At 52.7% G+C, this 14,012-nt stretch carries 15 protein-coding genes; 6 read left to right on the forward strand and 9 right to left on the reverse strand.

Annotated elements, in window-relative coordinates; genetic code table 11:
* Positions 1–205: 205 nt before the first annotated feature.
* Positions 206–1,258 (forward strand): AI-2E family transporter, encoded by a 1,053-nt coding sequence (locus tag ACUTSU_RS16610; protein ID WP_445650825.1) that lies wholly within the window; start codon positions 206–208, stop codon positions 1,256–1,258.
* 108 nt (positions 1,259–1,366) lie between these two features.
* Here the strand turns inward: ACUTSU_RS16610 and ACUTSU_RS16615 are convergent, their stop codons facing one another.
* The 7 genes from ACUTSU_RS16615 to pyrC all read right to left on the reverse strand — a co-directional run bounded on the left by ACUTSU_RS16615 (position 1,367) and on the right by pyrC (position 6,065).
* Positions 1,367–1,483, reverse strand: a complete 117-nt coding sequence (locus tag ACUTSU_RS16615; protein WP_012006315.1) for a DUF2770 family protein — start codon at positions 1,481–1,483, stop codon at positions 1,367–1,369.
* Between the two features lie 120 nt (positions 1,484–1,603).
* The gene (locus ACUTSU_RS16620) at positions 1,604–2,230 is read right to left on the reverse strand and encodes a LuxR C-terminal-related transcriptional regulator (protein ID WP_445650826.1); all 627 of its coding nucleotides are present in this window, start codon (positions 2,228–2,230) and stop codon (positions 1,604–1,606) included.
* Between the two features lie 226 nt (positions 2,231–2,456).
* Positions 2,457–3,572 carry an N-methyl-L-tryptophan oxidase gene (solA, locus tag ACUTSU_RS16625; RefSeq protein WP_445654416.1) on the reverse strand — a complete coding sequence of 372 codons (1,116 nt, stop codon included), beginning with the start codon at positions 3,570–3,572 and terminating at the stop codon, positions 2,457–2,459.
* Between the two features lie 268 nt (positions 3,573–3,840).
* Positions 3,841–4,095, reverse strand: coding sequence for a biofilm formation regulator BssS (gene bssS, locus ACUTSU_RS16630; RefSeq protein ID WP_012006318.1), 255 nt, complete (start codon positions 4,093–4,095; stop codon positions 3,841–3,843).
* Positions 4,096–4,293: 198 nt separating this feature from the next.
* Positions 4,294–4,572: a hypothetical protein gene (locus ACUTSU_RS16635; protein WP_135316079.1), complete on the reverse strand. Its 279-nt coding sequence runs from the start codon at positions 4,570–4,572 to the stop codon at positions 4,294–4,296.
* Between the two features lie 126 nt (positions 4,573–4,698).
* On the reverse strand, positions 4,699–4,938 hold the full coding sequence (gene dinI / locus ACUTSU_RS16640) for a DNA damage-inducible protein I (RefSeq protein WP_153857159.1): 240 nt from the start codon (positions 4,936–4,938) through the stop codon (positions 4,699–4,701).
* Between the two features lie 80 nt (positions 4,939–5,018).
* Entirely contained in the window at positions 5,019–6,065 is a 1,047-nt protein-coding gene (gene pyrC, locus ACUTSU_RS16645) for a dihydroorotase (protein WP_445650828.1), read from the reverse strand.
* Positions 6,066–6,289: 224 nt separating this feature from the next.
* Between pyrC and ACUTSU_RS16650 the strand changes: the two genes are divergently transcribed.
* Positions 6,290–6,577, forward strand: a complete 288-nt coding sequence (locus ACUTSU_RS16650; RefSeq protein WP_445650829.1) for a putative quinol monooxygenase — start codon at positions 6,290–6,292, stop codon at positions 6,575–6,577.
* Between the two features lie 62 nt (positions 6,578–6,639).
* Here the strand turns inward: ACUTSU_RS16650 and rne are convergent, their stop codons facing one another.
* Positions 6,640–10,011 (reverse strand): ribonuclease E, encoded by a 3,372-nt coding sequence (rne, locus tag ACUTSU_RS16655; RefSeq protein WP_445654417.1) that lies wholly within the window; start codon positions 10,009–10,011, stop codon positions 6,640–6,642.
* Between the two features lie 551 nt (positions 10,012–10,562).
* On the opposite strand from rne, the gene rluC reads away from it, so the two are divergent.
* Entirely contained in the window at positions 10,563–11,525 is a 963-nt protein-coding gene (gene rluC / locus ACUTSU_RS16660; protein WP_445650831.1) for a 23S rRNA pseudouridine(955/2504/2580) synthase RluC, read from the forward strand.
* 8 nt (positions 11,526–11,533) lie between these two features.
* Here the strand turns inward: rluC and ACUTSU_RS16665 are convergent, their stop codons facing one another.
* Positions 11,534–12,115, reverse strand: coding sequence for a Maf family protein (locus ACUTSU_RS16665; RefSeq protein ID WP_445650832.1), 582 nt, complete (start codon positions 12,113–12,115; stop codon positions 11,534–11,536).
* Between the two features lie 141 nt (positions 12,116–12,256).
* Between ACUTSU_RS16665 and yceD the strand changes: the two genes are divergently transcribed.
* The 3 genes from yceD to plsX are packed head-to-tail and all read left to right on the forward strand — an operon-like array spanning position 12,257 to position 14,008.
* Positions 12,257–12,778, forward strand: coding sequence for a 23S rRNA accumulation protein YceD (gene yceD, locus ACUTSU_RS16670; RefSeq protein WP_012006326.1), 522 nt, complete (start codon positions 12,257–12,259; stop codon positions 12,776–12,778).
* A gap of 16 nt (positions 12,779–12,794) precedes the next feature.
* Positions 12,795–12,962 carry a 50S ribosomal protein L32 gene (rpmF, locus tag ACUTSU_RS16675; RefSeq protein ID WP_012006327.1) on the forward strand — a complete coding sequence of 56 codons (168 nt, stop codon included), beginning with the start codon at positions 12,795–12,797 and terminating at the stop codon, positions 12,960–12,962.
* Positions 12,963–12,973: 11 nt separating this feature from the next.
* The gene (gene plsX / locus ACUTSU_RS16680; protein ID WP_445650833.1) at positions 12,974–14,008 is read left to right on the forward strand and encodes a phosphate acyltransferase PlsX; all 1,035 of its coding nucleotides are present in this window, start codon (positions 12,974–12,976) and stop codon (positions 14,006–14,008) included.
* Positions 14,009–14,012: the final 4 nt, after the last annotated feature.

The following is a 14,012-nucleotide window of genomic DNA, read 5'->3' on the forward strand; positions in this document are numbered from 1 at the left end:
CAGCTTTTGTCATGTTACGTAAGTGTCGTGAATTTTTTTAACAAATAAACCCTAGTCAAGATTGTTGATTATTTCCAGCCAGGATTTGGCAAAACGAGGATTTTAATGCGCGGAGTAATACCTCTGCGGCGTAAGGGGAGAGTTTGCTAACATAACACTCATCTGATGGCCCTTGGGGCCTGCGCTATTAACGCAAAGGAAATGTATGGGCCGAACCCTGTTGAGCGATCGCAGCCTGCGTCTGGCAATTATGCTGGCGATGTTAGTGATTATTCTTGCCGGCGTGAAAGCGGCAGTGGAAGTTGTGGTGCCCTTCCTATTGGCACTGTTCCTCGCGATGGTGCTCAATCCGCTGGTGGCACAGCTCGAGCGCTGGCGGATACCCCGAGTGCTGGGTGTGAGCTTGCTGGTGGTGGTTGTGGTGGTATTGCTGATGCTGTTTGTCGGTGTACTGGGGGCATCTTTAAACGAATTTGCTCGCTCATTGCCGCAGTATCGCGGCTTGATGCTGGAAAAATTGAGCGAACTGCAGCACTACGCCGACCGTTTCAAAATTACCATTTCCACCGAGGCGATGCTGCAGTACGTCGACCCCAGCGCGGCGATGAATCTGATCACTCGCCTGTTGAGCCGGTTTTCAGGCGCGATGACCAATATCTTCTTGTTGCTGATGACCGTGGTATTTATGCTGTTTGAAGTGCAGCTATTGCCTTACAAATTGCAGCAGGCGTTGGATAAGCCAAGTGAAGGTATGGCCAATATTCAGCGCGCGCTGGATGGCGTTACCCGTTATCTGCTGATCAAAACGGCGATCAGTCTGGCGACCGGGATTATCGTATGGGCCTTCCTTGCGGTTGTTGACGTGCGTTTTGCCTTTATCTGGGGGCTGCTGGCGTTCCTGCTGAATTATATTCCTAATATTGGCTCGGTGATCGCCGCTGTTCCTCCGCTGATTCAGGCTCTGTTGTTTAACGGATTTGGCGATGCTCTGGTCGTGGCCACAGGCTTTATCACCATCAATTTGGTGATTGGTAATATGCTGGAGCCGCGTGTGATGGGACGCGGGCTGGGGCTGTCAACGCTGGTGGTGTTCCTGTCATTGATCTTCTGGGGTTGGTTGATGGGGCCGGTAGGGATGTTGCTGTCGGTGCCGCTGACCATTATTACCCGTATCGCGCTGGAGACCACAGAAGGTGGGCATAAATTGGCGGTGATTCTCGGTGATGGCCAACCGGGCAAACCGATTACTCCGGAGTAAAGAATACCTTCCCCTGACTTGTCACGCCACCAGGCCTTCACGGCCAGGGAATTGTTCCGGGAAGGCAAAACGGTTAAAGCACAAGCGGGATAAAGTGGGCGGCATGAGTTAAGGCATAAAGAAGAAATAGACGTCCAGCGCTAACAATACCAGCCACAGGCAGATATACAGCACCAGATGCTCGCGTACGTTGTTGACGATCGCCGACAGTATTTTGTTTAGCATTCTCAGCAGCCAAAAGATAGGGACTGGCAGAGTATAGATTTTTGCGGTCCGCGTTAATACTGCCGATAGAGCAAAGCGTGTAGATAGGCCAATTTCACCGCTAAAATCAGCCTAACCTGATCATACCGCCAGTAGGGACAATGACATCGGGCTGGCAGGAACGCTTGTCGGGTAGAAGTAACGCAGCACGTTATACAGCGAATAAAATTCCAGCCGGTTGCGGGCGTTGATTTTCTCTGTGATATGGCGTTTGTGAACATAGACGGTGTGCGAGCTGATTTGCAGCTTTTTTGCTATGCGGTAATTGGGCATTTCCGCCATCCAGTGCTTCATTACCGTCAGTTCCTGCGGGCTGAACAGCGAATGTTCAACACTGCAATCCATCAGTGACACCGGTTTTTCACGCATCATACGTAATGTCACCGGCAACGTGGCTTTATTGAACAGGAAAGCATGGTCGGCGATACGCATTGGCGCTTCGCTATAGGGATAGGGGGTGTCCAGGTAAATAAACAGCAATGCCGATTGGGTGGCTTCAATAAAAGCCTGCAGCTGGGCATCATCTTCACTATGGCGGCACTGTTTGGTCAGGTTGACCAGGATATGACTAGGCCGGTAGTGCTCCAGCAGGGGAGTCGCCTGTTCAAGGCTGTGGCAACATTTTATCTGGGCGAAAACATTGTCCGTAAAATAGTTATCGATCCCGACCCGAGTGAAGCAGCATTCGTCCACGACAAGCAGTTTCATGGTGACGTCCTTGTTGTTCGAACAATTAGCAGGGGCATATCAGCTGTAAAATAGAACTTACACCACGGGGGATCAATTCGGAAATCCGGATACTTACGCCAGAAATTTCCGTTGAAATATTTTTTACGATAGATTTCAGATTGCTATGATGATTTCGGTATGTAACTAAAAGGCTAAACCGCAGCCAGCGCGAGTTTGCGGCTGCGATTAAGTAAGCAAGAAGGGGTTAAATAAAGCGTTTCAGTGAGAAAGGAGTGATATCCACCGGTGGGGTTTTATCTTCAGCAAACAGCGCGGCGATCTCACCTAACACGCTGGCAAACTTGAAACCATGGCCGCTCAGGCCGCTGATGACCATTAAGCGATCGCATTCTGGCAGGGTATCGATAATGAAATCTTCATCAGGACTCATATCATAACTACATGCTTCACCGTGTAAACATACCCCTACACCCGGTAAAAATTGGCGCAGAAAATGGAAAACCTCAGTTCCATCCGCGGTGAAACTGCCAAAAGGCTTGCGCTGCTCCGGTGTCTCCATTGGTTGGCCACCATCGTGTTTACCTACTTTCAAGCCGTCATTATCGGCAGGAAAGCCGTAATAGTGGTTGCCGTCCTGCGCTTCGACGGTAAAAGCAGGGAAACGGTTGTTGACGCTGTAACGCCCATCCGCCTGATGCCAGGAAAAAACCTTGCGCAGTGGCGCTATCGGCAACTGTGGCAGCAAGGCTTTTACCCAGGTCCCGGCGGTGACCACGGCTTTACGCCCCTGAAAGCGGCCTTCGGGGGTGATCACTTCCACACCGCCGTCAATTGGCTGGACTGCGCTAACCGGGCAATTAAACAACTGGCCACAGCCGGCATCTTTAGCCAGCTTGATGAAGCTGGCAACGGCCTGTTCCGAGCGCAGGAACCCGGCGTCAGGCTCAAATATCCCCACGTAACCTTCCGGTGCATTGAATTCCGGCCAGCGCTGGTTAATCTTTTCAGCGCTAAGCTTTTGCGTATTGAGACGGAATTTTTGTGCACTGTGTTGGGCGTTGTTGATAAATTCAGAATCCTGTGGCCCCATGTTCAGAACGCCGCAGTCCTGGAACAGTTCTTCGCCAGTTTGTTTAATCAGTGCGTTCCATAAGGCCTGGGCGCGCAGGATCAGCGGCACATACTTTTCGCCTTCACCGTAAGCATGGCGGATGATGCGGGTATCGCCGTGGTGGCTACCATTACGGTGTGGGGGCATGGCGCTGTCGATCATTAATACTTTCAGGCCGGCTCGTGTCGCATAGTAACCTGCCGCCGAGCCTACCGAACCGCTGCCCACAACAATTAAGTCATATTCCACGTGCCATACCCTCTCTGTTATATACCCGTCATCTTTCAAGTGGCAGCGTTGTTATCTGTACTCGCTTACCCCAGTTACTTACTTGAGTAAGCGCCTGGGGATGAGCGAGCTGGCCGCCTAGCTGCAACTTGAAAGCTATAGGGTATAGGTTTCTTATTTCGTTATGATAAAAGGTTGGAAGCCGCAATGCACCCGTTGTGCCGCTCGCAGACAAAGAAAAAGGCGCCAGAGATAATCGCTGGCGCCTTAGGCATTTTGGTACAGTGAATTAGTGCTTTTTACGATCAAGGTCCTGGTAATCCGTTGCTTCAATCTTGGCGATGCCGGCTTCTAAGATATTGATTAATTGACGTGCGACATCTGTGGTTAGCCAAAGCGTTCTGTCTACTTGGGCATCTTCGGGTGTCTGATCTCGTGAAGACAGGTAATGAAGGCGTATCATCATGGCGTCATAAGCGTCGACAGTACTGATATCCCAACCAACAAGCGGGTGTGTCTGAATTACTTCATCATTTCTGTCCATAAAGACCCCTTATTGAGTACTGACTACCGTGAGTGACTAACGAGGATCAATGCGGCTCATCATCATGTGAGCAATTACAGTATACTCATCTGGCTACCATGGTGGAGACTTTCCTGCTTTCTTTTGCAAAATAATTATTTATTTGAGTGATTATTCTACACGTCGGTACGCAAAGACATGAGAACGGAGACATCACGTTCATTCAACATCAGGGGGGAGTGGAACACTGTGCAATCGTTTTTCCAGCTCGAGGGCCAGATGGGCAAAGTGTTGCTGGGTTTCGGCATCACGATTTTGATTTTGCGATTCAAGCTTCAAACTGTGAATTAGCAATTGATTGGCTTTGTCATCCAGACCAAAAGCCAGATAGGAAAATGCCACTTCCAGCACGCTCAAACGCCGTTTTTGGTCGGCAATCAGCGCCAGCAGTTCGCCAAAGGTCATCGCTTCTTCGGTTTTTACCTTGTCCGGGGCCATCTTGAATACCTCCTGTTAAAGTATTCAGTACAGACCAGATAAGACTTTTCTTCCAGCGGAAAATTAAACGGGTTTCAAATACAAAAAAGCCGGAGAGCGACCTCCGGCAAAAACTACATTGCAGTATTATTCTGCGCTAAACCAATCGTCGGCACTTTCCCAGGTTTCCTGGAGAATGTCCGCGATCAGATCTTTATCTGTTTTCAGGCCACCCAGTACAGACAGCCCATTTGACCCGGCATAACGGACCTGAACCACAGTGTCTGGAAACAGGCGGTTTACCCGCTTGCTCAACTCACCGGTCAGGGCTTCGATGGCCCCTGACGGTAGCGGCTTGGTTTTATCTATAGTGACTTCAACACGCATAATTGCCCCCGAAGTGATTTACTGGATATTTATACAGTCAACCTTGCACGGGGGCAAGAGGCTGGATTAAAAAAAGATAATTATGCTTTTACCGACCAGCTCAGACTCTCTCCGGCCAGGAATGGAATGACCGTTTCACTGCCCATGGCGATCTCTTCCGGCTGGGTCGTCGCTACGCGTTGCAGCTCGATGAAATCGGTATTGATCGGCAGGTCATAAAAACGTGGGCCATTCAACGAGCAGAAGGCTTCCAGATGCTCCAGAGCACCGAGTTGCTCGAACACGCTGGCGTAAGCTGGGATCGCGTTGGGAGCGTTAAATACGCCGGCACAGCCGCAGCTTGATTCCTTGCGATGTTTGGCATGCGGTGCGGAGTCGGTGCCGAGGAAGAAGCGATCCGAACCGCTGGCAACGGCTTTGCGCAGTGCGTCCTGGTGAATATTACGTTTCAGGATTGGCAGGCAGAACAGATGCGGACGGATGCCGCCAACCAACATGTGATTGCGGTTAAACATCAGGTGCTGCGGGGTGATGGTAGCGCCAAGGAAACGATTGCCTTCCTGCACGTATTGAGCCGCTTCTTTGGTGGTGATGTGCTCGAAGACGATTTTCAGTTCAGGGAACTGCTGACGGATCGGCTCCATAACCTGCTCAATAAAGCGAGCCTCGCGATCGAAAATATCAACGGCGGCATCGGTCACTTCACCGTGAATCAACAGTGGCATGCCGATTTTCTGCATTTGCTCGAACAGCGGGTAAATGCCTTTCACATTGCTGACGCCGTGGCTGGAATTGGTAGTGGCATTGGCCGGGTACAGCTTGGCGGCGGTGAACACGCCTTGCTCAAACCCGTTGACCAGCTCGACTGCATCCAGTGAATTGGTCAGGTAACAGGTCATCAGCGGGGTGAAATTATGCCCCTGAGGGACCGCTGCCAAAATACGGTCACGATAAGCGCAAGCCGCGGCGACGGTAGTAATTGGCGGAGCCAGGTTCGGCATCACAATCGCCCGGCCAAAGACCTGACTGGTATAGGGTAATACCGTTTTCAGCATGTCGTCATCGCGCAGATGGATGTGCCAGTCGTCAGGGCGGCGAATTTTTAGGGCTTGAGGTTGTGCGGTCATGTTGCAAGGCTCCGGCGGTTAGAAACGGGTCTATGTAAAAGCGAATAATGGGGGTTATTCACGCCGGGGTGTAAGGATAAGCGTAAAGCGTTTGCGATGCATCTGTTTGTTCACGGCAAGTTGAAATCAATTGGCTATCGGGGGCATAGTGACAGGGATTTGAATGATACCTGCGTCATAACTATCAGGTTATCAACGTTAATCATGTGGAATGGGAGAGAAAAATGGAAGTACGTGTCATTGCCACCTTACAAGCTAAACCTGAGTTTGTGTCCGCCGTCAGCGACGTAGTGCATGCGATTATCGATCCAAGCCGCCAGGAACTGGGTAACCTGCAATATGATCTGCACCGTGATCTGGAAAAGCCGGGTACCTTCGTATTTTTTGAGCGTTGGGCAAGCGCTGAGGCACTGGAAAAACACAATGCCACCGATCATTTCAAGCATTTCGTCGGCCAGTTAGAGGGCAAGCTGGATTTACTGGATATCAAACAGTTGAAGAAAATAGCCTGAGTCGATTTTTCGGCAATAAAAAACCCGCCAAGTGACGGGTTTTTTTATCGGAGCAGATTAACTTAATCGTTAACCGGCTGCGGTTTGGTTGCCGGTGCGGTGGCCTGGTTTGCCGCCGCATGACCACCCGCAGAACCTTTGCCTTCGAAGTTGAAGGAAGGGCGCTGCCAATCGCTTTGCTGCTGCTGTTCCGGTACATAGTCCGGCGCAGGAGCCTTGGTCATTGGGGCAGTGGCGATGTGTTTATACAGTACATCTTGCACTGGCGCTGGTTGCTGTTGCACAACCGGCGCTTTTTGTTCGACCACTACCGCGGCAGCAACTTCCTGCACTGGTGCGGCTTCAACGACCACTGGTGCGACTTCAACGACGGGCTCAACGAACACCGGGGCTGGTTCAGCGACAGTTTCTTCCGCAACGGTTGCTGCTGGAACGACTGGCGTTTCTTCAACCACTGGGGCAGGTTCAGCCGCCGCGGTTTCTTCTACCACCGGTGCAGCTTCTACCACCGCAGTTTCTTCTACTACTGCAGGCGCTTCAGCGACCGGGGCTGGTGGGGTTTCTTCTGCGTGGGCAGTGATTGCCTGCTCAGCGGCTTTAACAACCGGTTGGGCTGGTTCTTCTGCCGGGGTTACAACTTCTGGTTCGATCACCGGCGTAACGGCTTGGGCAATAACCGGAGCGGCTACGCTGACGGCTTCTTGTGCCATGACGTTGTCGGCGGCGATCTCAACAGCTTCAGTCTGAACGCCTGCTTCTTCAATCACTTGCGCTGCTTGAGTGACAGGGTAACTCACCCATACCTTGCCGGAAGCCATTTCTGGAGAGGCGAAAGCACCTGCCAGCGGCATTGGGGACTGGGTAGGGTAACGTTCATCACGGTAACGACGACGGCGTTGACCGCTAACACGCAGGTGGCGCGGAGAACGACGTGAACGGCGTGGCATGCCGTTTTCGCCATTAGCGCGGTTTTCCTGTGCATCATCTTCGGCCGGTGCCTCAAGGGTTTCCGGCAGCAGTTTAACACTGTCTTCAACCTGGGCGGGCTTCACGTCCTGGGCTTTCACTACCGGTGCTTTTGGCGCCAGCAGTTCTTCCGCTGCACGATGCAGTTCTTCTTCCGCAGACAGCACGCGAACTTTCTGCGACAGAGGACGACGCTGACGGCGCTGCATGTTCTGCATCTGACGTTCTTCGAGATCTTCGTCAACGCTGGCGTTGGCAGAGGTTGCGGTTTCTACGCTTTCCAGCGCGGCGACTTCCTGCTGAGCCTGACGTTTCTCTTCCTGACGACGACGCTGGCGATCGGCACGTTGGTCGCGGCGTTGTTGCTGCTCTTCGCGCTGTGCCTTGACGGCTTCTTCAGACAGCGGCTCTTCGGTAACGGCAGCATTGGCTTGTGGCGCATTACGGCGGTTACGACGCTGTTCATCACGTACTTCACGTGTTTCACGGCCTTCGCGGTTGTCACGAGGTTCACGCGGCTCACGATTATCACGACCTTCACCGCGCTCTTTACGCTCTCCACGCTCTGGACGATCGCCTCGTTCTCCGCGCTCACCACGATCTTTACGACCGGTGCCCTGACGACGTTGACCACGACGATCCTGACGGCGGTTTTCACCGTTGCCTTCAGGCTTCGGCGCCTCAACTACAGGCTTGGCTTCGACAACCGGTTGTTCTTCACCGGCAAACAGTGCTTTCAGACCACCGAACAGACGGCCCAACAGGCCCTGCTTGGCAGTGGCTGGCGCGGATTGTCTGGTTGCAGCTGCGGCGACGGTAGCTTGAGCCACAACAGGTTCTTCTGCAGGTGGTGGGGCGTCTGCAGCCAGAGAGAATGAAGCCAGTGCCGGTTGTTCCGGACGCTTGCGCTCCATCGGTGCATCTTCTAGCGGCTGGGCCATCTCTTCTTCGTGCAGTTTCGGCAACAGGTAGCTCAGGGTTGGTGTTTCTTCACCCTTACGCACGCGCAGTACAGAGTAGTGCGGGGTTTGCATCTGATCGTTCGGCACGATGATCGCTTTCACGCCACCCTGACGCTTTTCGATCGCGCTCACCGATTCACGCTTTTCGTTCAGCAGGTAAGATGCGACCTGTACTGGCACGATGGCGTGAACTTCTTTGGTATTTTCTTTCAGCGCTTCTTCTTCGATCAGACGAAGAATGGAAAGTGCCAGCGATTCGTTATCACGGATGGTGCCGGTGCCGTTACAGCGCGGGCAGACGTGATGGCTGGATTCACCCAGTGATGGGCTGAGGCGCTGACGTGACATCTCAAGCAGGCCGAAACGGGAAATGCGACCGATTTGGATACGTGCACGGTCCTGACGAACCGCGTCACGCAGACGGTTTTCTACTTCTCGTTGATGACGAACTGGGGTCATATCGATAAAGTCGATAACGATCAGGCCGCCAAGGTCACGCAGGCGCAGCTGGCGAGCAATCTCGTCCGCCGCTTCCAGGTTGGTGTTGAACGCGGTCTCTTCAATATCGCCGCCACGGGTTGCTCGCGCGGAGTTGATATCGATAGCGGTCAGCGCTTCGGTGGAGTCGATAACGATCGAACCGCCGGAAGGCAGGCGAACTTCACGCTGGAAAGCGGATTCAATTTGGGATTCGATTTGATAGTGGCTGAACAGCGGGATTTCGCCGCTGTACAGTTTGATCTTGCTGCTGAAATCCGGACGGCCCAGGGCAGCGATGTGCTCTTTGGCCAGATCAAGAACTTTTGGGTTGTCGATCAGGATTTCGCCGATGTCCGGGCGCAGATAGTCGCGGAATGCACGCACGATAACGTTGCTTTCCTGATGGATCAGGAATGGTGCAGCGCGGCCTTCAGCGGCTTTTTTAATCGCTTCCCAGTGCTTCAGGCGGAATGACAGATCCCACTGCAGCGCATCGGCAGATTTGCCCACGCCCGCGGTGCGAACAATCAGACCCATGCCATCTGGCAGTTGCAGGGAAGAAAGCGCTTCTTTCAGTTCGGTGCGGTCGTCACCCTCAATGCGGCGTGAAATACCACCGGCGCGTGGGTTGTTCGGCATCAACACCAGATAACTGCCGGCCAGGCTGATGAAAGTGGTCAAGGCTGCGCCTTTGTTACCACGTTCTTCTTTATCAACCTGAACGATCACTTCCTGGCCTTCGCGCAGCACATCTTTGATGTTTGGGCGACCATGAGAGGAGTAGTTACTTGGGAAATATTCGCGAGAGATTTCTTTAAGAGGGAGGAAACCATGTCGTTCGGCGCCGTAATCAACGAACGCTGCTTCAAGACTTGGTTCTATACGAGTGATTTTGCCTTTGTAAATATTCGCTTTTTTCTGTTCATGACCCGGACTTTCAATATCCAAATCATACAGCCGCTGCCCATCTACCAAAGCAACACGCAACTCTTCCTGCTGAGTTGCGTTAATCAACATTCTTTTCATCTTAACTTACTCGTTATTTTTACATTATCGACAAAGCTGCGGGCAAAATAACCTCATGGCCGGATTAAAACCGAAAACCCCGTGTCTTCTCGCAAAGCCGTCAACCTCACGGTTGTCGCCTGCATAGGGGCGCATTATCTCGGTAAGCCTGTATTTCTTTGTGAAAAACAGCACTTTTACTAGGGGAATAGCCTCTGATTTACGTCGACAGATCTGATTCCGTTTGCCGGCCAAGCTGCAACCCGCAGCCCGCTAATTGTTTGATTTCACATTACGTCTTACGCCATTGCTGCGTTTTTGTGCCATCAGACAAATTTATAATTCCACAGTTTTCCCTGTTTAACGAGAATCAACGTGGAAAGTAAACGCATTATTCCACTGCTGATACTGTTATAGCAAGGTGACTTTTCCTTAACTGCGGAAGAAATCGCAAACGTTCAAACCGGCTTGCTGCCTTATTGTCCGCTGGGATTTCGCCTGCAGTCAGAGAGACAGTTAAGCACATAAAAAGAAGTGGCGCTATTTACGCGCTCTATTTAGAATCCTGCCCCATGAAAACGAACATTCCTGCAGTACAACTAATCACGATTTCTGATGACGAAGCCGGTCAGCGAATCGACAATTTTCTACTTGCCCGCTTAAAAGGCGTGCCGAAGAGCATGATTTATCGCATAGTGCGCAAGGGCGAGGTGCGCGTTAATAAAGGACGCATCAAGGCGGAATACAAGCTGGCCCCTGGTGATGTGGTGCGTGTGCCGCCAGTGCGTGTTGCTGAGCGTGAGGAAGCACCTGTCTCGGCCAAACTCGATAAAGTGGCCGCGCTGGCCAATTGCATTTTGTATGAAGACGATCACCTGCTATTGCTGAATAAACCCTCCGGCACTGCGGTGCATGGCGGTAGCGGCCTGAGCTTCGGTGTCATCGAAGCTTTGCGCGCGTTGCGCCCGGAAGCCCGCTTCCTGGAGTTGGTTCACCGTTTGGACCGCGATACCTCGGGCGTGCTGCTGGTGGCGAAAAAACGTTCTGCGCTGCGCTCCTTGCATGAGCAACTGCGCTTGAAAGGGATGCAGAAGGATTATTTGGCACTGGTGCGCGGTGAGTGGCAGTCGCATTGCAAAGCGGTGCAGGCACCGTTGCTGAAAAACATTCTGCAGAGCGGTGAACGGATCGTGCGTGTCAGCAGCGAAGGCAAGCCATCGGAAACCCGCTTCAAGGTGGAAGAACGTTTTGAGCATGCGACGCTGGTCAAGGCCAGCCCGATCACCGGGCGTACTCACCAAATCCGCGTTCACGCACTGCACGCCGGCCATCCAATAGCCTTTGACGATCGTTATGGCGATCGTGAGTTCGATCGCCAATTGGCGGGGACCGGGCTCAAACGTTTGTTCCTGCACGCAGCGGCGTTGCGGTTCGAACATCCGGGCACCGGCGAAACCATGCGTATCGAAGCACCGATGGACGCAGAGTTGCGCCACTGCCTGCAGGTATTGCGCAAGCAGTCCAAACCGCAGTAAACCGTATTTTATGCCAGCGGGTTGATGCCTTCAGCCCGCAGCATCTCCAGTAGCGCGATCAACGGCAGGCCGATCAACGCATTCGGATCCCGCCCCTCCAGTTTTTCGAACAGCGCGATGCCCAAACCTTCGCTTTTAAAGCTGCCCGCGCAGTTGAGTGGCTGCTCAAGGCGGATATAGGCGGCGATTTCAGCGTCACTCAGCGCACGGAAGTGCACGTGAAAGGGTTCGCAAAGCACTTGCAGGTGTTTGCTATGGCTGTTGTATAACGCAAGGCCGGTATAAAAGGTGACCCTTTGGCCGCTGGCCTGGCGTAATTGCGCGTGGGCATTTTCTTCGGTGTGTGGTTTCCCGGTGATTTTATCGTCGATCACGCAGACCTGATCGGAGCCGATAATCAGGTGGTCGGGGTAGGCGGCGGCCAATGCCTGGGCCTTTGCCGTTGCCAATCGCAGCACCAGCGCTTCGGCGCTTTCCCCAGCCAGTGGGGTTTCATCGACCTGGGGAGCATCACAGATAAAAGGCAGATGCAGTTTTTCCAACAGCATCTTGCGGTAGGGCGAAGTGGAGGCAAGCAGGAGTCTTTGCATAATTTTTTTCTTAAACCGTAGCGTAAATAGAGTAGGCATTTTAAACTGTCCGCCGCTGAGGAAGCGAATATTGGTGAAAGGTGCCGTTTTACGGCCTTTTTCTTTGACTCTAAGTCGTTACAAAGTTAATATGCGCGCCCTATGCAAAAGGTAAAATTACCCTTGACCATTGATGCGGTACGTACCGCTCAGAAACGCCTGGATTATGTTGGTTCCTATGCGCCTGAGCAGGTTACTCGTGTCGCCGCCTCTGTGGTCAGTGTGGACAGTGATGTTGAGGTCTCGTTATCCTTTGATATTGATAACCAGCGCCTCGCGGTGATAACAGGGCATGCGGACGTCCAGGTAATGCTGATGTGCCAACGCTGTGGAGTCCCGTTTGAACATCATGTTCACACAACATATTGTTTTAGCCCGGTCGTCAATGATGAGCAGGCTGAGGCATTACCGGGAGCGTATGAGCCGATCGAAGTCGATGAGTTTGGCGAAGTCGATCTGCTGGCAATGATTGAAGACGAAATTATTCTTTCACTGCCTGTCGTCCCGGTACATGAATCTGAACACTGTGAAGTGTCCGAAGCGGATATGGTGTTTGGCAAACTGCCTGAAGAGGCGGAGAAACCAAATCCATTTGCCGTATTAGCCAGTTTAAAGCGTAAGTAATCAAGGAGTAAGGTCCATGGCCGTACAACAAAATAAACCAACCCGTTCCAAGCGTGGCATGCGTCGTTCACACGATGCTCTGACCACCGCCACTTTGTCTGTTGATAAAGCATCTGGCGAGACTCACCTGCGTCACCATATCACTGCCGACGGTTTCTACCGCGGTCGCAAGGTTATCGGCTAAGTAGCGATACCTTGACTCGTCTAACCCTGGCGTTAGATGCAATGGGCGGGGACTTCGGTCCCTGCGTCACAGTGCCTGCTTCATTGCAGGCACTGGCCTCTAATTTACAGCTTCATCTTCTGCTGGTCGGCAATCCCGACACCCTCTCTCCCTTACTTGCCAAAGCCGATCCGGTTCTTCTGGAACGTTTGCAAGTTGTGCCCGCTGAATCTGTGATTGCCGGCGACGCCAAACCCTCACAAGCGATACGCGCCAGCCGCGGTTCTTCCATGCGCATTGCGCTGGAACTGACTAAAAACGGCGATGCGCAAGGTTGTGTCAGCGCAGGGAATACTGGTGCGTTGATGGGCTTGGCGAAAATGCTGCTCAAGCCGCTGGACGGTATTGAACGGCCGGCGCTGATGACGGTGATCCCTCATCAGCTGGGGGGTAAAACCGTGGTGCTGGATCTGGGCGCCAACGTCGAATGCGACAGTACCATGCTGGTGCAGTTCGCGGTGATGGGAGCGGTGATGGCCGAAGAGGTGGTGGGGATTGCGCAACCTCGCGTGGCGCTGCTGAATATTGGTGAAGAAGAAACCAAAGGCCTGGATAATATCCGCGAAGCGGCCGCCGTGCTAAAAAATACTCCGGCAATCAACTATATTGGTTACCTGGAAGGCAACGATCTTCTCACCGGTAAAACCGATGTGTTGGTCTGCGACGGTTTTGTGGGTAACGTCACCCTGAAGACCATGGAAGGGGTGGTAAGAGTATTTTTATCGCTGCTGAAATCATCCGGAGACGGTGGCAAGCAGGCGTGGTGGTTAAAATTGTTGGGCCGTTGGTTGCAAAAACGGGTGGTAAAGCGGTTCGGCCACCTGAACCCCGACCAGTATAATGGCGCATGTCTGTTAGGATTGCGCAGCACCGTAATCAAGAGCCACGGCGCTGCAAACCCACACGCGTTTGCAGTGGCAATCGAACAGGCTGTGCAGGCGGTGCAGCGGCAAGTCCCTGACAGGATTGCTGCGCGCCTTGAAGCTGTATTACCTAAGAGTGACTGATCGT

Source organism: Serratia sp. NA_13, from assembly GCF_052691735.1.

Bases quoted from the DNA above. Each gene is read 5' to 3' on its own strand.
- ACUTSU_RS16610 (WP_445650825.1), top strand. From the start codon at position 206: ATGGGCCGAACCCTGTTGAGCGATCGCAGCCTGCGTCTGGCAATTATG.
- ACUTSU_RS16615 (WP_012006315.1), bottom strand. From the start codon at position 1,483: ATGCTAAACAAAATACTGTCGGCGATCGTCAACAACGTACGCGAGCAT.
- ACUTSU_RS16620 (WP_445650826.1), bottom strand. From the start codon at position 2,230: ATGAAACTGCTTGTCGTGGACGAATGCTGCTTCACTCGGGTCGGGATC.
- bssS (WP_012006318.1), bottom strand. From the start codon at position 4,095: ATGGACAGAAATGATGAAGTAATTCAGACACACCCGCTTGTTGGTTGG.
- ACUTSU_RS16635 (WP_135316079.1), bottom strand. From the start codon at position 4,572: ATGGCCCCGGACAAGGTAAAAACCGAAGAAGCGATGACCTTTGGCGAA.
- dinI (WP_153857159.1), bottom strand. From the start codon at position 4,938: ATGCGTGTTGAAGTCACTATAGATAAAACCAAGCCGCTACCGTCAGGG.
- pyrC (WP_445650828.1), bottom strand. From the start codon at position 6,065: ATGACCGCACAACCTCAAGCCCTAAAAATTCGCCGCCCTGACGACTGG.
- ACUTSU_RS16650 (WP_445650829.1), top strand. From the start codon at position 6,290: ATGGAAGTACGTGTCATTGCCACCTTACAAGCTAAACCTGAGTTTGTG.
- rne (WP_445654417.1), bottom strand. From the start codon at position 10,011: ATGAAAAGAATGTTGATTAACGCAACTCAGCAGGAAGAGTTGCGTGTT.
- rluC (WP_445650831.1), top strand. From the start codon at position 10,563: ATGAAAACGAACATTCCTGCAGTACAACTAATCACGATTTCTGATGAC.
- ACUTSU_RS16665 (WP_445650832.1), bottom strand. From the start codon at position 12,115: ATGCAAAGACTCCTGCTTGCCTCCACTTCGCCCTACCGCAAGATGCTG.
- yceD (WP_012006326.1), top strand. From the start codon at position 12,257: ATGCAAAAGGTAAAATTACCCTTGACCATTGATGCGGTACGTACCGCT.
- rpmF (WP_012006327.1), top strand. From the start codon at position 12,795: ATGGCCGTACAACAAAATAAACCAACCCGTTCCAAGCGTGGCATGCGT.